Raw genomic sequence first — 21,453 nt, 5'->3', positions numbered from 1 at the left:
GTCGATGGCGGCACGACCGGATGGTCGCGGGCATCGGTCGATACTCTGACTCCCCTGGGTCGCAGGGTCACAGTGGCGGGACCGTTCCGGACTCTCACCGGATTCCTCTCCCGACGCCGGATGCGATCATAACCGGGTGAACGGGATCGACGTGATCGGCGTACCAGCCGAGGGACCGGGTGTGCTCGCCGAACCGGAGCGGGCCGTGCTGGCGGCGGCCGAGCTGATCGTCGGCTCACCCCGGCTGACCGGGTTGCTGGCGGAGTTGCCCTCCGACGCGCGACCGACCGCGGACCGCGCCGACCTGCCGTCGCCGCTGCGCCCCGGCATGCAGCGACTGCTGTCCGAGCACGCCGGTCGTCGGGTCGTCGTGTTGGCCAGTGGTGACCCGCTGGTGGCGGGGGTCGGCAGCACCCTGATCGACCTTTTCGGCGCCGACCGGGTCCGGATCCATCCGGCAGTTTCCTCGGTGGCGCTGGCCCGGGCTCGGATGGGATGGTCGGCCGAGGAATGCCAGGTGATCAGGATCGAGGCCGGCACTCGGCTGGCTGCGGCATTGCACCCCGGCGCCCGGCTGATCCTGCTGAGCAGGGATCGGAACAGCCCCCGGGCGGTCGCCGAGGAACTGGTCGACGCCGGATTCGGTCCCAGCCGGATGACCCTCCTGGCCGATCTCGGGTCGGCGTCCGAGCAGCGGATCGACCGGACCGCATCGGACTGGCAGCTCGCCGACGTACCACGGCTGCAGTTGGTCTGTGTGGATTGCGCGGCCGGGCCGGTGGACGTCGCCGATACGGCGTCCTGGTCCCGGACGCCGGGGCTGCCCGACGACGCTTTCGAGCACGATGGCCAACTGAGCAAGCGATTCCAGCGAGCGGCGGCGTTGGTCGCATTGCGACCGCGGCCCGGTGAGCTGCTGATCGATCTGGGTGCCGGCGCCGGTTCGGTCGCGATCGAATGGTGCCGTCAGCATCCCCGCAATCGCGTTGTCGCCGTCGAGCACAACGAGGAGCGGGCGGCACGGATCCGGCGCAATGCCGCCCGGCTGGGGGCGGACCGGATCGAGATCAGGGTCGGCGAGAACGGCGACGTCCTTGGTTCGTTGGCTCGCCCGGATGCGATCTTCGTCGGCGGCGGACTGACCGTCCAGCTGATCGAGTACGGTCTGGCGGTGCTGCCCCGCCACGGCCGGCTGGTTGCTCACGCGGTCACCATCGAATCGGAGATGATCTTGTACGAAGCCGCTCGCCGGCACGGTGGCGAGCTGACCCGGATCGGCGTCGAGACCCTCGAACCGATCGGTCGGCTGCAGGGCTTCAAACCCGCCCGACGGGTCACCCAGTGGGCGATCGTCAAGGGCTGAACACGGAAATCGGCATCAAGCACGGACAAGGGAGATGATCAGGTGACGGTGCACTTCATCGGCGGCGGTCCTGGGGCGGCAGATCTGTTGACGCTGCGCGCGGTCCGACTGCTGCAGGAATCACCGGTGTGCGTGTATGCCGGCACCTATGTCGATCCGCAGGTCCTCGAGCACTGCTCGGTCGGCACCACCATGATCGACAGCCAGGGTCTCGACCTTGATCAGATCACCGAACGGCTGGTGCAGGCCGATGCGGCCGGTCAGGACGTCGCCCGACTCTGTTCGGGCGATCCGTCGGTCTATTCCGCGGTCGCCGAGCAGGCCCGGCGGCTGGACCGGGCCGGAGTCGACTGGGACATCACCCCCGGCGTCCCCGCCTACGCCGCCGCGGCCGCGCTGGTCGGCCGGGAACTGACCGTCCCGGAGGTCGCCCAGACGGTCATCCTGACTCGCGCCCAGGCCGCTTCCACGGCAATGCCCGAGAGCGAGGCGTTGCCCGGGCTGGCCGCACACCGGGCGACCCTGGTGCTGCACCTGGCGATCCGACGGACCCGTCAGATCGTCGGGCAGTTGGTGCCGTCCTACGGCGAGGACTGCCCGGTCGTGGTGGTGGCCGATGCGACCAAACCCAGCCAGCAGATCCTGCGCGGCACATTGGCCGACATCACCGATCAGGTCGAACGGGCCGGTCTGCGGCAGGCCGCGGTGATCATGGTCGGTCGAGCGCTGCAGGCCGGCGACTTCACCGAGTCACACCTGTATTCACAGCGTCGTCAGCAGTCCGGACGAAACGCGGTGTCCACACCCCGTGCCGACTGATCCGAGTGCTGCTCGCCCCGATGATCAGCAGGCACTTCATGTCCACCGTCGAGGTGTCGATCTCCGCCAGCGTCGTCGTGATCACCTGTTCGCCGGGGCGACCGACGTCGCGGCCGATGATCACCGGCGTGTCGGTGCCGCGGTGCTGACGCAGGATGTCGATCGCCGCATCCAGCTGGCTGCTGCGACTGCGCGACCTGGGGTTGTAGATCGCCAACGCCAGGTCGGCCGTGCCGACGGCGTGCAGCCGCTTCTCGATCACCGCCCACGGCTTCAGCCGATCGGACAGCGACATCATCGCGTAGTCGGCCCCCAGCGGCGCTCCGACCCGGGCCGCGACCGCCTGGGCGGCCGTCACTCCGGGCCGGACCAGGATCGCGACGTCGTCGTAGCGGTCGTCCTCGGCCGCCTCGAAGACCGCAGCGGCCATCCCGAAGACGCCGGCGTCACCACCGGAGACGATGGCCACATCCTCACCCTGTAAGGCCAGATCGAGCGCGAACCTCCCGCGATCGACCTCCACGGTGTTGCCCGACGGGTGCCGGGCCAGGCCGGCACGCTGCGGCACCCGATCGACGTACGGCGCGTAGCCCACCACATGATCGACCTCGGCCAACACGTCCTCGGCCTCGGGGGTCAGCCACTGCTCCGGCCCCGGCCCCAGGCCGACCACGAACACCCGACCGGTTCGTCCGTTCCGGACCGGAGCGGGTGCGGCAGCATGATCTCGGAACCGGTCGGCGCTGTCCTGTCGCCGATCCTGGCCGGGGACGATGATCATGGAGAAGTACGGCACCTGTTCCGGATCCACCTCGGCGACCGGCAGCCGTCGCTCGGCCGCCGAACCGGCCCGTTCGACGTACCAGGCCGCGTCCAGCCGCCCGGCCTGCCGCAGCGCTTCCCGGACGGCGGCGAAGGTGCGCCCGAGTTTCATGATCGCCGCAGCCTGGGTGTCGGCCAGTCGGCGGGCCAGCTCGGGCACCGGCAGCGTCCCCGGCAGCACGCTCAACACGTCCTCGTGCCGGGCGACCGGGGTCTCCAGTGCCGCGGTCGCGGCACTGACCGACGTCACCCCCGGGACGACCTCTGCGGGATAGCGGCCGGCCAGTCGATCATGCAGGTAGCCGTAGGAGCTGTAGAACAGCGGGTCTCCCTCGGCGAGCACGACCACGCTGCGGCCGGCGTCCAGATGCGCGGCCAGCCGAGACGCCGAGGCGTCGTAGAAGTCGTCGATCACGCCGTAGTAGCCGAGCGGATGATCGACCTCACCGGTGGTCACCGGGTAGGCCAGCAGTTCCTCGGTCACGTCGGCGCGGATCAGATCCGCTGCGATCGAACGAGCGATGGACCTGCCCCGGGTGCCGGAATGATAGGCGATCACGTCGGCGCCCGCGATCAGCCGGGCCGCGCGCAGCGTGATCAACTCCGGGTCGCCGGGGCCGACCCCGACGCCGTACAGCTTGCCGGTCACAGCTCCGCCTCCCGGGCCAACGCATTGATCGCCGATGCCGCCATCGCCGATCCTCCCCGCCGGCCCTCGACGACCAGATAGGGAATGTCGAACGGATTCTCCGCGCACGCCTGCTTGGATTCGGCCGAGCCGACGAAACCGACCGGGACACCGATGATGGCGGCCGGCCGTGGTGCTCCGGCGGCGATCAGCTCCAGCAACGTGAACAACGCGGTCGGAGCATTCCCGATCGCCACCACCGCACCGTCCAGATCCTCGGTCCACAAGGAAACCGCGGCCGCCGATCGGGTGGTCCCCCACGCTCGAGCGATCTCGGCGACGCGCGGATCGTGCAGTCGGCAGATCACCCGGTTGTCGGCCGGCAGCCGGCGCCGGGTGATGCCGGCGTCGATCATGGTCGCATCGACCAGCAACGGCTTGCCGTCCTGCAACGCAGCCCGTGCAGCCGGGACCAGTCGCGGATGGATCCGCAGGTCTGCGGTGATGTCGACGTCACCGGCGGCGTGGATCATCCGCACCGCCACCGACTCCGCCCCGGCGGGCACGCCGTCGAGGTCGGCCTCGTCGCGGATGGTGTCGAAGGATCTGCGATAGATCTGCTGCCCGTCGTCCAGGTAGTCGTAGAGCTTGGGTGGTCGATCCATCACGCGCTTCCTGCTGTCGGTTGATCATGGTCGGACCTGGTCCGCCGGCTGGGTGGTTCGCCTTGTCCTGCATCGAGTGCGGCGACCGCGGCTGCGGTGTCGGGCGGCGCGATCAGGTCGACGACCTCTCCGGTCGGACGTCCGCACCGGCGATCACATCCGCTGAGATGGATCCGGCTGGCCCGGCTTTCCCGGGACACCGGGAACGCGCGGCGCGACTCCAGGAAGCTGACCAGCTCGGTGGCCGCGGCCCGGGTGTCGATCGCCGACCGCGCGCAACCGGGTGACCCGACGCAGGCGGTGACCGAGTTCCAGGACGAATCCGCCTCGACGATCAGGCCGGCGGCTGCGAGCTCCGGCAGCCGAGCCGCTGCATCCGGCAGCACAACTCCGCGCCAGGGGGTCAGGATGACGGAGCCGGATCCGTCGCCGGCAGCACCGACGATGGCGTTGATCTGCGGCGCCGACAACCGACCGAGTGGGACCGCGACCGATGCGGCGCCGTCGACCGAGCCGACGGCGACGGCGCCTTCCTCGACCGGCGGGACGTCGCCACCGGCAACGAGCTCGCCGATCGGGCGCAGGCCGCCGGCGAGTCGGCCCGGATCGATCTCCCGCAGATGCCAGCCGGCGGTCGGCGACGTCTCGCGCACTGCGACGAACCGGCGGGCGATCATGATCATCGCCGGCACCGCGTGCACCGTCGGGACCACTGCACCGACGGGCTCGTCGGACGTACCGATCATGATCATCGCGGTGTCCGTGCTCAGCCGGCGGAGGCCGAGGTCGAAGCGCAGCGAACCGACGTCTCCACTGCCGTCGTCCAGGGCGAACAGGAAGCGCCCCGGCAGCGCGGCCAGCTCCGGGGCGGCACACAGAGATCGGTCCAGCTCGGTGATCAGCCGGTCCAGGCTCGGCCGACCGCTCAGTCCGGCCAAGGGCGAGGCGACGATGTTGCGGACCCGGTCGTGCTCGGGCGAGGGCAGCAGCCCGAGCGAGGCGACGGCAGCGCCTAGATCGTCCAGCCGGTCTTCGCTGACCCCGCGCAGCTGCAGGTTGGCGCGGGACGTCAAGTGCAGCTCCGGCTGCCCGTACTCGGCGGCCAACCTCCCCAGACCGGCAAGCTGCACGGTCGTGAGCCGCCCACCGGGAACTCGGATCCGCACCAGCAGCCCGTCCTCAGCCCGATGCGGTGAGAGCAGTCCCGGGCAACGGTCTGCACGCAGATGTCCCGGATCGATCACCGGCACATCATAAGGACCATCGATCCCCCGGTGGTTGCGGCGCCGACCGTCGGACGCGGTCACAGCGGCGGAATCAATCGTCTAGGGTGAGGAGCACTCGCCAGTAACAGGAACCCGGTGTGATTCCGGGACGGTCCCGCCACTGTGATCACGCCCACCGGTGTGAGAGTCAGGAACTGCCTGGTGAGTTCTGTCCCATCATTCGATCCGGGCGAGGACCCGGAGAAGGACTGATCAGCGCATGCGTATCGCCCTGCTCTCCACCTCCGACACCGACCTGTTGTCGGCACGCGCCAGCGGCGCGGACTACCTGCTGGCCAACCCGAGCCGGACCCCGATCGAGGACTATCCGCGGCTGCTCGAGGGTGCCGACATCGTGATCGCGCGATTGCTCGGATCGCCGCAGGCCTACCGGGCCGAGATCGACCGGCTACGTTCGGCCGGTCGGCCGTTGGTCGTGCTCGGCGGTGAGCAGTCACCCGATGCGGCCCTGATGGAACAGTCGTCGGTCCCGATCGGGATCGCCACCGACGCCCACCAGTATCTGGCCGAGGGTGGGCCGGGCAATCTCTCCCAGCTGCATGCCTTCCTGTCCGACACCGTGCTGCTCAGCGGCGACGGATTCGATCCGCCGGTCCGGCATCCTGCCTGGGGACCGCTGCGCACTCCGCCCCATGACACTCCGCCCGAGGGCGACGACCGTCCGAAGATCGCCATCCTCTTCTATCGTGCCCAGTTCGTCGCCGGGAATACCGCCTACGTCGAGGCGCTGGCCGACGCGATCGATGCCGCAGGCGGCCTCGGCGTGCCGATCTTCACCACGTCGCTGCGGGATGCTCCGCCGGAGCTGATCACCCACCTCGGCGACTACCAGGCGCTGATCACGACCGTGCTCGCGGCCGGCGGCAACCGACCGGCAACCGCGTCGGCCGGAGAACAGGACGAGGGCTGGGATGTCGCCGCCCTGGCCGGGCTGGACGTCCCTATCCTGCAAGGTCTCTGCCTGACCACCGACCGGGCGACCTGGGCGACCTCCGACGACGGACTGACCCCGCTGGACGTGGCGACCCAGATCGCCGTACCGGAATTCGACGGCCGGATCATCACCGTCCCGTTCTCCTTCAAGGAGACCGATGCCGAGGGGCTGCCGCACTACGTCGCCGATCGCGAACGCTGCCGCCGGGTCGCCGAGATCGCGGTCGGACACGCCCGGTTGTCGTCGACGCCGCCGGCCGAACGCAAGATCGCGATCGTGTTGTCGGCCTACCCCACCAAGCATTCCCGGATCGGCAACGCCGTCGGGCTGGACACCCCGGTCTCGACCATCAGGCTGCTCCGGCTGATGCGCGAGGCCGGCTACGACTTGGGCGACAGCCACAGCATCCCCGGCCTGGATCCGCTGCCCGCCGTGGAAGACGAGGAGCCGGATACCACCGCAGGCAATGCGCTGATCCACGCGTTGATCGACGCCGGCGGCCAGGATCCGGAGTGGCTGACCGCCGAGCAACTGTCCGGGCAGCCGATCCGGATCCCGGCGGCGACCTACCGCCACTGGCTGGACGAGCTTCCGGTCGAACTGGTCGAACGGGTCACCGACACCTGGGGTGCGGCGCCCGGTGAGCTGTTCGTCGACCGATCCTCCTCCGAGGACGACGGCGAATTGGTGGCCGCGGCGATCCGTTCGGGCAATATCGTGATCCTGGTCCAGCCGCCCCGTGGCTTCGGCGAAAATCCGATCGCGATCTACCACGATCCCGATCTGCCGCCCAGCCACCACTACCTGGCTACCTATCGGTGGCTGGAGAAGGAGTTCGGCGCGCACGCGATCGTGCATGTCGGCAAGCACGGCAACCTGGAATGGCTTCCGGGCAAGACGGCCGGGATGTCGGCGGCCTGCGGGACGGACGCGGCACTGGGCTCGGTGCCGTTGATCTATCCCTTCCTGGTCAACGATCCCGGTGAAGGGACGCAGGCCAAACGACGTGCCCATGCCACGGTGATCGATCACCTCGTCCCACCGATGGCGCGGGCCGAGAGCTACGGCGACATCGCCCGGCTGGAACAGCTGTTGGACGAGTACGCAGGAGCAACGGCGATGGATCCGGCGAAGGCGCCTGCGTTGCGCGGCCAGATCTGGGAGTTGATCACCACCGCCCAGCTGCATCGTGATCTCGGTCTGGAGGAGCGTCCGGACGATGCGGAGTTCGACGAGTTCGTGCTGCACGTGGACGGCTGGCTGTGTGAGATCAAGGACGTGCAGATCCGGGACGGTCTGCACGTCCTCGGACAGCCACCGACCGGTGCGGAGAAGATCAATCTGGTGCTGGCGATCCTGCGCTCGCCGCAGCTCTTCGGTGGCCGGACCGCGGCGGCCGGACTACGCAGCGCACTGGGGCTGGCCGACGACGCGCCGACCCACGAGGTGGACGTCGTCGAGGAGCAGGCCCGCTCGCTGGTCGCCGCGTTGGATGCGGCGGGCTGGTCGGCCGATCGGGTCCCAGACATCGTTCATGATCAACTCGGGTCCCCGTCGGCTGCTGTCGAACAGGCGTTGATCTTCGCCTGCACCGAGATCGTGCCGCGGTTGGAGCGGACCACCGACGAACTGGCGATGGTGCTGCATGCGTTGGACGGCGGCTACATCCCGGCCGGGCCGTCCGGGTCACCGCTGCGCGGGCTGGTCAACGTGCTGCCGACCGGCCGCAACTTCTACTCCGTCGACCCGAAGGCGGTCCCGTCCGCCTTGGCCTATCGCACCGGACGGTCGATGGCCGACTCGTTGCTGGATCGCTACCGCCAGGAGACGGGCGAATATCCACCGTCGGTCGGGCTGTCGATGTGGGGCACCTCGGCGATGCGGACCTCCGGCGACGACATCGGCGAGGTGCTGGCGCTGCTCGGTGTCCGGCCGGTCTGGGACGAGGCCTCCCGGCGCGTCACCGGGCTGGAGGCCGTGCCACTGGAAGAGCTCGGCAGGCCGCGGATCGACGTCACGGTCCGGATCTCCGGCTTCTTCCGGGACGCCTTCCCGCACGTCGTGAGCCTGATCGACGACGCCGTCGGCCTGGTGATCGATCTGGACGAACCCGATGATCAGAACTTCCCCCGCCGGCACGCCCTGGCCGATCAGCAACGGCATGGCGATCGACGTCGGGCCTCGACCAGGATCTTCGGATCCAAGCCGGGTTCGTACGGTGCGGGTCTGCTGCCGCTGATGGAATCGGGCAACTGGCGCACCGATGAGGATCTGGCCGAGGTGTACACCACCTGGGGCGGCTACGCCTACGGCCGTGATCTTGACGGTGTGCCGGCCGGCGAGGACATGCGTGACAACTATCGCCGGATCAGTGTGGCGGCCAAGAACATCGACAGCCGCGAGCACGACATCGCCGACTCCGACGACTACTTCCAGTATCACGGCGGCATGATCGCCACCGTCCGGGCGCTGACCGGCGAGGCACCGAAGGCCTATGTCGGGGACTCCACCAGCCCGGACGCGGTCCGTACCCGGTCGTTGGCCGAGGAGACGTCCCGGGTGTTCCGGTCCCGGGTGGTCAACCCACGCTGGATCGCGGCGATGCGCCGGCACGGCTACAAGGGCGCATTCGAGCTGGCGGCAACGGTGGACTACCTGTTCGGATTCGACGCGACCACCGGGGTCGTCGGCGACTGGATGTACGCCCAGCTCGCCGAGAATTACCTGCTGGACAAGGAGACTCAGGATTTCCTGGCCCACGCCAACCCGTGGGCGATGCAGGGCATGATCGAAAAGCTCACCGAAGCCGCCGACCGTGGTCTGTGGGCCGAACCGGACCCGCAACTGATGGATCAACTCCGCCGGCTCTACCTGGACACCGAGGGCGAACTGGAAGATCGCTGACGTTTCGTCCGAGGCTGTCGCTACGGTCGCAGTCGTGTGAGATGAACGGCGATGGAGGCGACATGAACGGCGAGGTAGCTGGTCCGAAGGGCGTCATCGAGTGGCTGTTGGCCGGTGACCCGGCAGTCCGCTGGCAGACGATGCGGGATCTCACCACAGCGGACGAAGCCGCCGTCGCGGCCGAACGATCCCGTGTCACAGAACAGGGCTGGGGCGCCCGAATGCTGGCGCTGCAGGATGCCGACGGCACCTGGGCCGGCGGCGCCTGCTTCCCCGCCGGTGAGCACGCCAGCGATCTCGGCGACGGTCAACCCTGGATCGCCACCCTGTTCAGCCTGGCGCTGCTGCAGGAGTTCGGCATCGATCCGGACGATCCGACGGTCCGAGCCGCGGTCGAGCGGGTCCGCGACAACGCCCGCTGGGAGCATGACGGCCAGCGCTATTTCGATGGTGAGGTCGAGGAATGCATCAACGGCCGCACCGTCGGCCAGGGTGCGTACTTCGGTTTTGACGTCGACGGCATCGCCGAGCTGCTGCTCAGCGGCCAACTGGCCGACGGCGGCTGGAACTGCGAGTCCGAACGCGGATCGGTGCGAGGTTCCTTCCACAGCACGATCAACGTGCTCGAGGGCCTGCGCACCTATCAGCGGCGTCAGCAACGACCGGGCAGCGACCGACCGGACGTCGCCGAATCGTTGCGGCGCGGAGAGGACTACCTGCTGGATCGTCGCCTGCTGCGGCGCAAGAGCACCGGCGCCATCATCGATGACGATTTCGGAGCCTTCAGCTTCCCGACCCACTGGTACTACGACGTGCTGCGCGCCCTGGACTACTTCCGGGTCGCCGATCGCCGCGATCAACGGCTGGACGAGGCCATCTCGCTGCTGCGCGGCAAACAACAGCCCGACGGGACCTGGCTGTTGGAGAACACCCATCCCGGCAAGGTCCACTTCGCCCTCGAGGACGGCGACGGCCGGCCCAGCCGTTGGAACACCCTGCGGGCCCTCCGCGTGCTCCGGTGGTACGACGGATCAGCTCCCGCTCAGCTGTCGTAGCAATCCCCCAACGTCGACGACAGGACCCGGAAACGCAACCATCAGCCCAGCTACTGCACGGTGAGCGCGAAGTCCTCGCCGGCGGCGACCTCCCCGATCATCTCGCCGCGGCGGAACAGCCGCACCGGATCCGGACCGATCGCCCGGACCCGCTCCGTCGGATCTTCCATCACGCAACCGATCCCGCCGGCCTCGGGGATCCCGATCAGCAGCCGATCCGGATGCCGGACGCTCCAGTCCCGGGCGTGACCCAACCAGTCCGGTGAATAGTGCGGCAGCAGATCCGCGCCGATCAGTCCCAGAGCGGAGTGATCGGCGGCGCCGATCCGGTCGTCGTCGATGCCGGCGGCGATCCCGATGCTTCTCCCGGCGAGGACCGCGCCGGCGCTGCCGCCGTAGTAGCGGCCGCCGTTGCCCAGGAAGCTGCGCAACGACGACTCGAGTCCCGCTGTGCTGAGTCGATGGTGCAGATCGAAGGTGTTGCCACCGCCGACGAAGATCAGGTCGAAAGCTGACAGTGGGTCGCCGGCGTGTTCCGACAGATCCATCCAGGTGGTGACCGTGATCGTCGGCCTGCCGGCAAGTCCGGCACGCAACCATTGCTCGGCACCGGTCAACATCGTCCCGGACAGCGCGACCGGCCAGTACAGCAGCGATCGGACCCCGTCCAGCATCTCGTCCCAGACCGCTGCCTCATCGCTCGCCGAGCCGCCACCACCCAGATACACCGCACCGGACATGTGCCGAGCATGGCAGATCATCCTGGCGCGCAGGTCCCGGCCTCCTCGCTGATCATTCCCCTTCCCGCCGATCATCAGGCCCCGAGCCAGGCCCGGAGGATCTCGGCGGCGTGGGTCTCGGTGAGCGACTCGTCGGCCATCCACCGACTATGGCGTCACCTCGGCACCCGGTCGAGCCGATTTCGCAGCGACTCCCGGACGGAGCAGGTAGATGTCCATCACCCAGCCGCGCCGGTCCCGGGCGGCGGTTCGGGCTGCCCTGATCCGGTCGATGACGTCGGTCAGCCGTCCGGAGATCAGGACCTCGTCCTCGAGTCCGAGCTGGGCTCCCCAATAGATGACCAGGTCCGGATGATCGGCCAGCAGGTCGGCGCAGTGCAGCGAACCGTCCAGCATCACCGCGACGTCTCCGAGCTCGGGACGGTATTCCTCGACGAGCCGGCGTCCGGTGGTGACATGCACCGGGTAGCCCACTCTGTTCAGGGTGATCTTGTGCCGAGCCGCCAGCAGCGCCAGGCTGCTGATCCCGGGCACGACCTCCAGCTCGACGTCCAGATCGGTGTGTGCTTCGATCGATCGGACGATCTTGATCGTGCTGTCGTACAACGCCGGGTCGCCGAGCACGAGGAAACCGACCGTCCCGTGATCACCGACGGAATCGGCGATCGCGGCTGCGTACCGCCGGGCTCGTTCGGCATGCCAGCGCTCGACCCCGGCGCGGTACTCCGAGTTGCCCCGTTCGGCATCGGGTCCTCGCTCCGGGTCGGGCACCTCGACGATCGCGTAATGATCATCATCGATGAACCGGCGACAGATCTCGGTGCGCAACAGCGCCAGATCCTGCTTCGCGGGTCCCTTGTCGGCGACCAGGAACAGGTCGGCGCGATTCAGCGCCCCGATCGCTTCACCGGTGAGGTGATCGGGGTTCCCCGTCCCGATCCCGATCACCAGTGCGGTGATCATGCAACACCTGCCAGGTCGAGGATCAGATCGATGTCGGCATGGTCGTCCAGTGCAGCCGCCAGGCTGTTGATCATGGTCTCCCGACGATCGGCGAAACCGGCGGCGTCCGGGTCCGGTTGCCACCGCGAGCCCGCTGCTGCGGCGACCTCGGCCAGCCAGCCGCGGCGGAAGGCGTCGTTCTCCAAGGTCCCGTGCCACATCGTTCCCCACACCTGACCGGAGCGACAGCCGTCCAGGAATCCTTCCGCACCGTCGATCCGGGCGACGCCATGATGGATCTCGTAGGCCCGGACGGGGTGCCCGTGCCACTGTCCGGTCGGCCGGCCGAGGGTCTTGTCGGCGACGAAATCGACCGTGACCGGCAACAGCCCGAGTCCTTCGACGGATCCGACGCCGGATTCGATCGGGTCGTCGATCGACCGGGCCATCATCTGGAAGCCGCCGCAGATCCCGAGCACCGGCGCCTCCCGTCGGGCCCGGTCCGCCAACGTCGCCGCGATGCCTCGCTCACGCAACCAGCGAAGATCGGAGACCGTCGATCGGGAACCGGGCAGGACGACGAGGTCGGCACCGGCGATCGCCCCCGGGTCGGTGGTCACGGTCACGTCGACCCCCGGTTCGGCGGCCAGCGCGTCGACGTCGGTGGCGTTGGAGATTCGCGGCAGCCGGACCACCGCAACCCGCAGCGCCGTGTCCGGATCGGCCGACCGGCGCACCGATCCGACCTCCAGGGTGTCTTCGGAATCCAGCCATAGGTCGGGCAGCCAGGGCAACACTCCGGCGCACGGCACACCGGTCCGTTCGGTGATCATCTGCAGCCCGGGATCCAACACCGATTGATCTCCGCGGAACTTGTTGATCAGGTAGGCCTTGATCACGGCCCGATCGTCGGCGTCGAGCAACATCACCGTCCCGTAGAGCGAGGCGAGCACCCCACCGCGGTCGATGTCGCCGACGATCACCATCGGCAACTCGAACCGCCGCGCAAGACCGAGATTGACGTAGTCCCCGGCCCGCAGGTTGATCTCGGCGGGCGATCCGGCGCCCTCGCAGATGATCGTCTCGTAGCGTTCGGAGAGGTCTTCGAACGCCTGGTAGGCCGCGGTAGCCAACTGCTGGCGGCCGGTCGCATACTGCCCGGCTTCCAGCGTCCCGTACGGCTTGCCGCGCAACACCACATGCGAGCGGCGGTCCGAACCGGGCTTCAGCAGCACCGGGTTCATCGCCGACTCCGCGGGCACCCCGGCCGCCTGGGCCTGCAGATACTGCGCCCGACCGATCTCCGAACCGTCGGCGCAGACCATCGAGTTGTTCGACATGTTCTGGGACTTGAACGGCGCCACCGCGATACCGCGCCGGGCCAGCACCCGGCAGAGTCCGGCAACGACCAGCGACTTGCCCGCGTCCGACGACGTGCCGGCGACCACCAGCCCGCGACGGCGTACTGCGCTACCGGTCATGCGTAGTGGTCCCAGCCCTGCTCGCCCTCCCAGGCCGAACCGTCCACGGTGATCGTCGGTCCGCCCTCGCCCACGGCGCTGACGGTCCCGACCACGGTCCAATCGGCCGGCACGCTGTCGGCGGCGAAGGTCGCCACCAGGGCGTGGTCCTCACCGCCGGTGAGCACAAAACCCAACGGGTCCGAGCCGGTGGCGGCCGCGACCGCCTGCAACGGTTCGGCGATCGGGAACGATTCCCGGTGCAGGTCGATCGCGACGCCGGATCGCCGGGCGATGTGGCCCAGATCGGCCAACAGCCCGTCCGACACGTCGATCATCGCCGACGCACCGGCCAGGGCGGCGATCCTGCCCTGTCCGTACGGCGGTTCCGGCACCTGATAGGCCTGCACCGCAGCCCGCGGCGACCGGAAGCCGCGACCGAGCACCGCCCAACCCGCACCGGCCCAGCCCAGCCTGCCGCGGAAGGCGACCAGATCACCGGCCCGGGCGCCGTCCCGGCGGACCGGTGGACGCCCGTCCAAGCTGCCCAGCACGGTGACCGAGATCGCGATCTGAGCGGCTCGGGTCACGTCGCCACCGACCAACGAGACACCGGCGGTCTCGCATTCGGCGCGCAGCCCTCGGGCAAAATCCAACGCCCAGCTCTCCGGCGTCTCCCCGGGCGCGGCGAAGCCGACCACCAGCCCGGTCGGCGTTGCTCCCATCGCCTCGATGTCGGCGACGTTGACCGCCACCGCCTTGCGACCGACCGACTCGGCCGGCGACCAGTCGGTCTTGAAGTGCACATTCTCGACCAACAGGTCGACCGAGCAGACCAGCGGCGAGTCGACGGCCAGCACCGCGCCGTCGTCACCTGGCCCGATCATCACGTCGGGTCCCAGGGTGAGCCCGTCGGTGATCTCCTCGATCAGCCGGAACTCACCGACGTCGGCCAGGGTGCGGTCGGACAAACTCATGCCTGCCTGTTCTCTCGATCTGATGTGGCTGCCTCGGGTAGCGTGAGGTCAGCGCGACGAGCGTACCGTTGAGCCCGCAGGCTCTGCGTCAGCGAGGAGGGTGATCCACCGTGACCGTTCAGGCATACATCCTGGTGCAGACCGGCGTCGGCCGGGCGGCGGACGTGGCTGCAGAGATCCGGACGATCAGTGGCGTGACGCTGGCCGAGGACGTCACCGGCCCGTACGACGTGATCGTCCGCGCCGAGGCACCCAATGTCGACGAGCTCGGTTCACTGGTGGTGGCCAAGGTGCAGGTGGTCGACGGCATCACCCGTACGGTGACCTGTCCGGTGGTGCACATCTGACCGCCGCCGAGGCGGTTCTCGCCGGCGCGTTACCCTCGCCCGCGTGGTGAGAACATGTCCGACCGTCGGACGCAAGGTCCCAGGACCGCGGATGATCTTCGGTGCGGTTGTCGCCGCGCTGCTGGTCGCTGTCGGCGGCTGTGCGGCCGAGGTCCCGGCTCCAACACCGAACGCGGCGACGGCGAAGACCTGCCGTTCGCTGGTGTCGGCGTTGCCGCAGATCGTTGATCAACAGCGGCACCGCGAGGTCGAACCGGCCTCGGACTTCACCGCAGCATGGGGACATCCGGCGATCACCCTGGCCTGCGGCGTGACGAAGCCGGCAGGAATGAACGCCGCCAGCAAATGCTGGGAGGTCAACGGGGTCGGCTGGTACGCCGAGGAACGCGACTCCGACATCCGCTACACCACCTTGGGGCGTACGGCGTTGGTCCAGGTCACCGTGCCGAACAAGTACACCCCGCAGGCCAACGCGCTGGTCGATCTCGCCGCCCCGATCAAATCCCAGGTGCCCGTCGTCCGGACGTGCGTCTAGCCACCACCACGCCCCGGCCGCACCGTTTGCGTACCTTCGCACCACGTGTGCACGGTGCGAAGGTACGCAAACGGTGCGGCGGGAGTGGAGTACGGGGTCAGCGGAGGCCGACGGGACGCTGCAGGGCGAGCTGCAGCAGCCGGTCGACCAGCGTCGGATAGTCGATGCCGCTGGCGGCCCAGACCCGGGGATACATCGAGTGCTCGGTGAAACCCGGCATGGTGTTGATCTCGTTGAGCACCAGCCGCCCGTCGGCGGTCAGGAAGAAGTCCACCCGGGACAGTCCTTCGCAGCCGATCGCGTCGAACGCCTTCGCTGCCAGGGCCTGCATCTCCCGGGTCGTCGCATCGTCCAGATCGGCCGGCACGTCAAGATCGACCTGTTCCTCGGGAAGGTACTTCGCGTCGAAGTCGTAGAAGCCCGACTCGTTGTGCATCCTGATCTCGGCCACCGCACTGACCAGCGGAGCTTCACCGCCGGGTGACTGCAGCACCCCACACTCGAGTTCGCGGGCGTTCTCCAGGCCCTCCTCGATGATCACCTTCGGATCGAAGCGGTGGGCGAAATCGATCGCGTCCAGCAACTGGCTCTCGTCATCGACCTTGCTGATCCCGATGCTGGAGCCGTTGCGCGTCGGTTTGACGTACAGCGGGTATTTCAGCGCTGACACGGCCTTCAGGGACTGCTCGCGATCGCGATGCCAGTCGCCCGGGGTGATCACCACGTACGGGTCGACCGGCAGTCCGGAGCGTTCGAAGATCATCTTCATGTAGTGCTTGTCCATCCCGACCGCGCTGGCCAGCACCCCGGCGCCGACGTAGCGGGTGCCCATCATCTCGAACAGACCTTGGATGGTGCCGTCCTCGCCGAACGGGCCGTGCAGCAGGGAGAACGCCACATCGACCGGTCCGAGCTGCGCCAGTCCGGTACCACCGCCGGTGCGCTCGACCAGCTCACCACCGGCACCGGCCGAACCGGGCAGCAGCATGGCGTCGGCGGCGTCCTCGGTCAGTTCCGGCATCTTCTTGCCCTCGACCTGCAGGGCGGCGATCTGCTCGGGCGGCACGACAACCCAGCGGCCGCTGCGCGTGATGCCGACCCCGATCACGTCGTAACGTTCGGAATCGATCGCGCCGACCACGCCACGGGCGGTCAGGCAGGACACCGGATGTTCGTCGCTGGTTCCGCCGAACACCACCGCGACGCGCGGTCTCGTCCCACTGCTCATGCTGCCCTCCTTCTGGGTCGCCCCAGACCCTACCTGGCTGTGGTGGCCCGTCGCCGACGGCGCGCGGCCGCTGTCCAGTTGGCGGCCGCGGTGATCGGAGCGGGCGGCCGTGTCGCAGACTTGGTGGCATGTCCGACCCCGGTTCCGCCACGCCCGCGTCCCGTCCCGTCTCCTCCACCGGCACCGATCCGGGGAGCCCGGTGCTGCGGCCGGAAACGCTGGCGGTGGCGGCCGGACGCCCCGACCCGGTGCCGGACGCGCCGCTGAATCAGCCGATCGTGCCCGCCTCGACCTATGTCGGCGGCCAGGGTACGGACTGGGTCGGCTACGGGCGGTACGGAAACCCCGGCTGGAGCGCCTTGGAGGATGCGGTGTCGGCCCTGGAGGGCGTCGGTCTGCCGACCGGGGCCGACCGGGTCCGGTCGCTCGCGTTCGCCAGCGGGATGGCCGCGGCTGCGGCTGCGCTGGCGACCGTGCCGTCCGATGCCACGGTGGTGCTGCCCGAGCATTGCTATCTCGGCGTCGCCGCCTTGGCCGAGGAGTACCGGCAACGGCATGGCCTGACCGTGCGGACCGTCGACATCGCCGACACCGAGCAGGTGCTGGCAGCTGCCGACGGCGCCCAGCTGATCTGGCTGGAGACGCCGGCCAATCCGACCATGGAGGTCGCCGACATCGCGGCGATCGCCGACAGTCGGCCGGACGACTGCCTGTTGCTGGTCGACAACACCTTCGCCACGCCGATCCTGCAGCAACCGCTGGCCCACGGCGCGGACATCGTGTTGCACTCGGCCACCAAGTTCCTGTCCGGGCATTCCGACGCGTTGTGCGGGATGTTGTCCTTCGCGCCGAGCCGGCCGGAGTCGTTCTCCGTCGCCGAGGCGCACCGCAAACTGCACGGTGCGACGCCTGGCGTGCTGGAGGCCTACCTGGTGCTCCGCGGCATTCGTACGCTGCCGATCCGGGTCCGGCAGGCCGAAGGCTCCGCGCGCCGGATCGTCGCCGAACTGGAGACCCACCCTGCGGTACAACGGGTGCGCTATCCCGGCTTCGGCTCGATGGCGGCGATCGAACTGGCCGACGCGCAGACCGCGGACGCGATGATCGCGCGGCTACGGCTCTGGGTGCACGCGACCAGTCTCGGTGGTGTCGAGTCGTCCCTGGAACGCCGCCGGCGCTGGCCGGCCGAGCTGCCCAGCGTCGATGAGGGGCTGGTCAGGATGTCGGTCGGGGTGGAGCATGTCGATGATCTGCTGGCCGATCTGCGTCAGGCGCTGCCGCACGGCTGACCGCCGGACCGATCGCCGACCTGGTCACCGACGTCGAGCCGACGACCAGCCGAACCGGGGCGAGCATGATCAGCGCGGCGGCGGCGACCACCGCAAAGCTGAGCAGCATCGGCAGTGGGAGCACCAACCACAGCGTGCCGTCGGCGCGGAACGAGGTCTGCACCGACCGGAACGACAGCATCGGAGCGGTGATCGTCCTCGTGGTGAGGAACATCGGTCGCAGCAGGTCCTGTGCCTGCACGATCCAGCAGATCACCAGGGTGAGCAGTGCCGCGCCGACGATCGGCAGCGGGTTGCGCTGCCGGCCGACGACGGCGGCCGCCCGTAGTTCCTCGAACAGCCAACTGAGGACGAAGATCGCCGGCGTGATCACCCAGACCGACGGGATCAACGCGGTCCAGTCCTCGCTCCGCGGTTCGGCGCCGCGGGCGTCGTACTCGGCGACGATCAGCGGAAGGCCACCGGCGAACAGCCACGGTGCAAAGGCGAGCAGCAGCCATCGGCTGTGCCGGCCGATCGGTTGCCACCAGCCGATCGCCGCTCCGGCCAGCAGCGCGACGACGACCTGGATCAGCGCGCCGAGACCGGACGGCACCCAGGTGTTGAACAGGGTCTGCAGGACCAGCGCGCTGTCCGGTCCCGGCAGATCGGTGCCGGCCTGCACCAGACCGACGACCCAGTCCCGATGCAGGATCACCACGACCACGGCGATCACCAGCGGAATCCCGACGGCGACAGCCTTGAGCAGGCCCGGGGATCGCTGCGCCGACAGGGTTACCGGGCTGAGCACGAACCGGGCACGGAGCGCGATCATGATCACACCGGCGGCCAGACCGAGCGCGGCAACGATGATCATCAAGACCGTGCAGACGGCGGCAGCGGTGTCGAAGCGGGCGGACTGCAGGCTGTAGAGGATCAGGTTCGCGGTGCTGACCATCCGTCCGCCGGCGAGCAGTACGGGAGCCTCGAAGGACTGCAGGCCACCGGCCAGACAGGCGATCCCGACCATGATCGCGCCGGCGAGGATGCCTGCACCGGACGGCCGCGTCCGGCGATCGCCGACATCGGCAGCCCGGAAGATCGTCGACCAGAGCAACGCCGACCCGGCGACAGCCACCGGCAGATAGATGATGAACGTGTCCAGCATCAGTCCGGCGACGCCGGTGTAGCCACTGTCGAACAGCAGCCCGAGCACCATCGCGGTCGGCGCGTAGCAGCAGAGCAACAGCCCCAGCAACCCCCGACCGATGACAGCGGTGATGCCGGTGGCGCGTGCCAGCACCAGTCCGGTCACCGGTCCGATGGTCAGGGCCGCCACCAGCAACAGGGCGGCGCAGGCCAGGCTGCCGCCCAGCGCGGCCGCGAGATCGTCGGCGTGCCGATAGCCGTCCACACCGATCGTGCGATGCTGCGATCCGCCGAACGCCGTCGATCCGCGCAGGCTGATCAGCACCGTACGGATGCCGGGCACGAGCAATTGGACGATCATCAGCACCAAGGCCGGCGCCAGCAGCAGCCAGCCGACCCAGGCCGGCCCGAGCCGTACCGGTCGAGCTGGACCGACCCGCGCCGGACCGACACTCATCGTGGATCCCAGCTCATCGCAACTCAGTACCGTTCGGGCTTGGCTGCCCGCGCGAGCAGCGTCTGCACCAGGGCATCGGGAGCGATCTGCCCGTCGATCACCGCGCAGACCGCATGGGTGATCGGCATCTCCACCTGGTAACGGTCGGCCAATGCCTTGATCGACTTGCAGGACTTGACGCCCTCGGCGACCTGCCGGGTCGAACCACTGATCTCGCCCACGGTCCGGCCGCGTCCCAGTTCCTCGCCGAAGGTGCGGTTGCGGGACAGCGGCGAGGAACAGGTCGCCACCAGGTCTCCGATCCCCGCCAGCCCGGAAAAGGTGTGCGGGTCGGCTCCCATCGCCTCGCCCAGCCGGATGATCTCGGCCAGGCCGCGGGTGATCAACGACGCAGCGGAATTGGCGCCGTAGCCCATGCCGGCGGCGACACCGACCGCTAGCGCGATCACGTTCTTCGTCGCGCCGCCGAGTTCGCAGCCCAGCACGTCGTTGTTGGTGTAGGGGCGGAACGTCGCGGTGTGGAAGAGCTGCTGGACCGCGATCGCCGTCTCCTGCCGGGCGCTCGCGACGACGGCTGCGGCGGGCTGGCGGGCGGCGATCTCGTGGGAGAGGTTGGGACCGGTGAGGACGGCGATCCGGTCCGGCGAGATCCCGGTGACCTCCATGATCACCTCGCTCATCCGCATCCCGGTGCCGACCTCGACGCCCTTGGCCAGGCTGACCACGATCGCATTGTCGGGCAACCGCCACTGCCCGAGGTTCTCCCGCAAGGTCTGTGACGGCACGGCCAGGACGACGAACTGCGCGTCGGCCATCGCCCGGGAAGGGTCGGACTCGGCGGACAGGTGATCGGGCAGGATCAGGTCGGGAAAGTAGTCGGGGTTGCGATGCTCGGTGTTGATCTTGCTGCACACCTCCGGCCGGCGCGCCCACAACGTGACCCGGTGATCGTTGTCACACAGGGTCGACGCCATCGCGGTCCCCCAGGATCCGGACCCCATCACCGTTACCGTGCTCATCGCCGGTGATCGTACGCCACCGCGAGCCGAACCGGCCGATGGTCGGCGGGCCGGTTCGCGATCGGCACCCGGTCGCGTCTGCTGCGGATGAGTTGGTCTGCGGGTCAGTCGGTCTGCGGCGGCTGGTGTCGCGCACACTAGCTGCCTCGCAACTCGGCGACCAGGTCGGTGATCGCGTCCATCAGCCGTTCGGTCGCCAGCCGGGCTCCCTCGGCAACCGGCCGATCACGCAGGTCGGACAGATCGACCGGATCGCCCACCAGCATCGAGATCCGTTGACGCGGGAGGAATCGCGGCCAGCCGCGCTTCTTGCCGTACAGGATCCGTTCCGCGCCCCACTGCCCGACCGGGATCAGCGGCCGTCCGGTCTGCAACGCCAGTCGGGCGGCGCCGCTGCGTCCGTTCATCGGCCACAGCAGCGGATCATCGGTGATCGTGCCCTCCGGGTAGATCACCACACAGCCACCTTGCTCCAGTGCGATCACCGCGTGCTGCAGCGCATCGCGCGCGGCGGCCGACCGACGGTGCACCGGGATCTGCCCGATGCCGCGCAGCGCCGCCCCCAGCAACGGCACGCCGAACAACGACTCCTTGGCCAGGAAGCGGGGCCACAACCCGTTCCGGGCAACGAAGGTGCCGACCACCAGCGGATCGACGTTGGAGATGTGATTGACCGCGAGGATGACGCCGCCGGTGTCCGCCCCGGGCAACTTCTCGGTGCCCCGCCAGTCCCGGACGGTCAGCCGATCCACCAGACCGATCACCGACCAGGCCAACGGTTTGACGGGACCGTGCGGGCTGCCGGGGGCTGCCACGGGCTGCTGACGAGCACGATCATCGGTCACATCGGCAAGC

At 69.0% G+C, this 21,453-nt stretch carries 18 protein-coding genes and 2 riboswitches; of the genes, 7 read left to right on the top strand and 11 right to left on the bottom strand.

What is annotated here, in order from left to right:
* Positions 1-50: 50 nt before the first annotated feature.
* Positions 51-105: riboswitch (cobalamin riboswitch) on the bottom strand.
* Between the two features lie 31 nt (positions 106-136).
* Together cbiE and cobM are read left to right on the top strand one after the other, a co-directional pair.
* The gene (gene cbiE / locus BLU38_RS25980) at positions 137-1,363 is read left to right on the top strand and encodes a precorrin-6y C5,15-methyltransferase (decarboxylating) subunit CbiE (protein ID WP_197679868.1); all 1,227 of its coding nucleotides are present in this window, start codon (positions 137-139) and stop codon (positions 1,361-1,363) included.
* 42 nt (positions 1,364-1,405) lie between these two features.
* Entirely contained in the window at positions 1,406-2,182 is a 777-nt protein-coding gene (gene cobM / locus BLU38_RS25975; protein WP_091529028.1) for a precorrin-4 C(11)-methyltransferase, read from the top strand.
* On the opposite strand, the gene BLU38_RS25970 is transcribed toward cobM, so the two are convergent.
* The 3 genes from BLU38_RS25970 to BLU38_RS25960 are packed head-to-tail and all read right to left on the bottom strand — an operon-like array spanning position 2,106 to position 5,541.
* Positions 2,106-3,653: a precorrin-2 C(20)-methyltransferase gene (locus BLU38_RS25970; protein WP_091529026.1), complete on the bottom strand. Its 1,548-nt coding sequence runs from the start codon at positions 3,651-3,653 to the stop codon at positions 2,106-2,108. The two genes, cobM and BLU38_RS25970, sit on opposite strands and share 77 nt — an antisense overlap.
* Complete coding sequence (locus BLU38_RS25965) at positions 3,650-4,297, bottom strand: precorrin-8X methylmutase (RefSeq protein WP_091529023.1); 648 nt, start codon at positions 4,295-4,297, stop codon at positions 3,650-3,652. The genes BLU38_RS25970 and BLU38_RS25965 overlap by 4 nt, the downstream gene beginning before the upstream one ends.
* Positions 4,297-5,541 (bottom strand): hypothetical protein, encoded by a 1,245-nt coding sequence (locus tag BLU38_RS25960; protein WP_157683718.1) that lies wholly within the window; start codon positions 5,539-5,541, stop codon positions 4,297-4,299. Before BLU38_RS25960 ends, BLU38_RS25965 begins: the two co-directional genes overlap by 1 nt.
* Before the next feature lie 64 nt (positions 5,542-5,605).
* A riboswitch (cobalamin riboswitch) is annotated at positions 5,606-5,740 on the top strand.
* 42 nt (positions 5,741-5,782) lie between these two features.
* On the opposite strand from BLU38_RS25960, the gene cobN reads away from it, so the two are divergent.
* Positions 5,783-9,421: a cobaltochelatase subunit CobN gene (gene cobN, locus BLU38_RS25955; RefSeq protein ID WP_091529020.1), complete on the top strand. Its 3,639-nt coding sequence runs from the start codon at positions 5,783-5,785 to the stop codon at positions 9,419-9,421.
* A 62-nt stretch (positions 9,422-9,483) separates the two neighbouring features.
* On the top strand, positions 9,484-10,476 hold the full coding sequence (locus BLU38_RS25950) for a hypothetical protein (RefSeq protein ID WP_091533162.1): 993 nt from the start codon (positions 9,484-9,486) through the stop codon (positions 10,474-10,476).
* 50 nt (positions 10,477-10,526) lie between these two features.
* Here BLU38_RS25950 and BLU38_RS25945 read toward each other — a convergent pair whose 3' ends face one another.
* From BLU38_RS25945 to BLU38_RS25930, 4 genes are all read right to left on the bottom strand, one after another.
* Positions 10,527-11,216, bottom strand: a complete 690-nt coding sequence (locus BLU38_RS25945) for a Type 1 glutamine amidotransferase-like domain-containing protein (RefSeq protein ID WP_157683717.1) — start codon at positions 11,214-11,216, stop codon at positions 10,527-10,529.
* 147 nt (positions 11,217-11,363) lie between these two features.
* Positions 11,364-12,179, bottom strand: coding sequence for a precorrin-6A synthase (deacetylating) (cobF, locus tag BLU38_RS25940; RefSeq protein ID WP_091529014.1), 816 nt, complete (start codon positions 12,177-12,179; stop codon positions 11,364-11,366).
* Positions 12,176-13,639 carry a cobyric acid synthase gene (locus BLU38_RS25935; protein WP_091529012.1) on the bottom strand — a complete coding sequence of 488 codons (1,464 nt, stop codon included), beginning with the start codon at positions 13,637-13,639 and terminating at the stop codon, positions 12,176-12,178. Before BLU38_RS25935 ends, cobF begins: the two co-directional genes overlap by 4 nt.
* On the bottom strand, positions 13,636-14,595 hold the full coding sequence (locus tag BLU38_RS25930; protein ID WP_091529009.1) for a thiamine-phosphate kinase: 960 nt from the start codon (positions 14,593-14,595) through the stop codon (positions 13,636-13,638). The genes BLU38_RS25935 and BLU38_RS25930 overlap by 4 nt, the downstream gene beginning before the upstream one ends.
* Before the next feature lie 110 nt (positions 14,596-14,705).
* Between BLU38_RS25930 and BLU38_RS25925 the strand changes: the two genes are divergently transcribed.
* A complete protein-coding gene (locus tag BLU38_RS25925; protein WP_091529006.1) occupies positions 14,706-14,942 on the top strand; it encodes an Lrp/AsnC ligand binding domain-containing protein in 237 nt (78 codons plus the stop codon).
* A gap of 43 nt (positions 14,943-14,985) precedes the next feature.
* Positions 14,986-15,477, top strand: coding sequence for a DUF3515 domain-containing protein (locus tag BLU38_RS25920; RefSeq protein WP_231920042.1), 492 nt, complete (start codon positions 14,986-14,988; stop codon positions 15,475-15,477).
* A gap of 97 nt (positions 15,478-15,574) precedes the next feature.
* Here the strand turns inward: BLU38_RS25920 and BLU38_RS25915 are convergent, their stop codons facing one another.
* Positions 15,575-16,705: a D-alanine--D-alanine ligase family protein gene (locus BLU38_RS25915; protein ID WP_091529000.1), complete on the bottom strand. Its 1,131-nt coding sequence runs from the start codon at positions 16,703-16,705 to the stop codon at positions 15,575-15,577.
* A 128-nt stretch (positions 16,706-16,833) separates the two neighbouring features.
* On the opposite strand from BLU38_RS25915, the gene BLU38_RS25910 reads away from it, so the two are divergent.
* On the top strand, positions 16,834-17,994 hold the full coding sequence (locus BLU38_RS25910; RefSeq protein WP_091528998.1) for a trans-sulfuration enzyme family protein: 1,161 nt from the start codon (positions 16,834-16,836) through the stop codon (positions 17,992-17,994).
* Here the strand turns inward: BLU38_RS25910 and BLU38_RS25905 are convergent.
* The 3 genes from BLU38_RS25905 to BLU38_RS25895 all read right to left on the bottom strand — a co-directional run bounded on the left by BLU38_RS25905 (position 17,921) and on the right by BLU38_RS25895 (position 21,443).
* Positions 17,921-19,579: a hypothetical protein gene (locus BLU38_RS25905; protein WP_091528995.1), complete on the bottom strand. Its 1,659-nt coding sequence runs from the start codon at positions 19,577-19,579 to the stop codon at positions 17,921-17,923. The two genes, BLU38_RS25910 and BLU38_RS25905, sit on opposite strands and share 74 nt — an antisense overlap.
* 23 nt (positions 19,580-19,602) lie before the next feature.
* Positions 19,603-20,598 carry an NAD(P)H-dependent glycerol-3-phosphate dehydrogenase gene (locus BLU38_RS25900; RefSeq protein WP_091528992.1) on the bottom strand — a complete coding sequence of 332 codons (996 nt, stop codon included), beginning with the start codon at positions 20,596-20,598 and terminating at the stop codon, positions 19,603-19,605.
* A gap of 137 nt (positions 20,599-20,735) precedes the next feature.
* The gene (locus tag BLU38_RS25895; RefSeq protein WP_157683716.1) at positions 20,736-21,443 is read right to left on the bottom strand and encodes a lysophospholipid acyltransferase family protein; all 708 of its coding nucleotides are present in this window, start codon (positions 21,441-21,443) and stop codon (positions 20,736-20,738) included.
* Positions 21,444-21,453: the final 10 nt, after the last annotated feature.

The organism is Microlunatus soli (assembly GCF_900105385.1).
In the GTDB taxonomy this organism is placed as follows: Bacteria; Actinomycetota; Actinomycetes; order Propionibacteriales; family Propionibacteriaceae; genus Microlunatus; species Microlunatus soli.
Note: the sequence above shows the minus strand (reverse complement) of the source record. Positions and strands in the feature narration are given on the sequence as shown.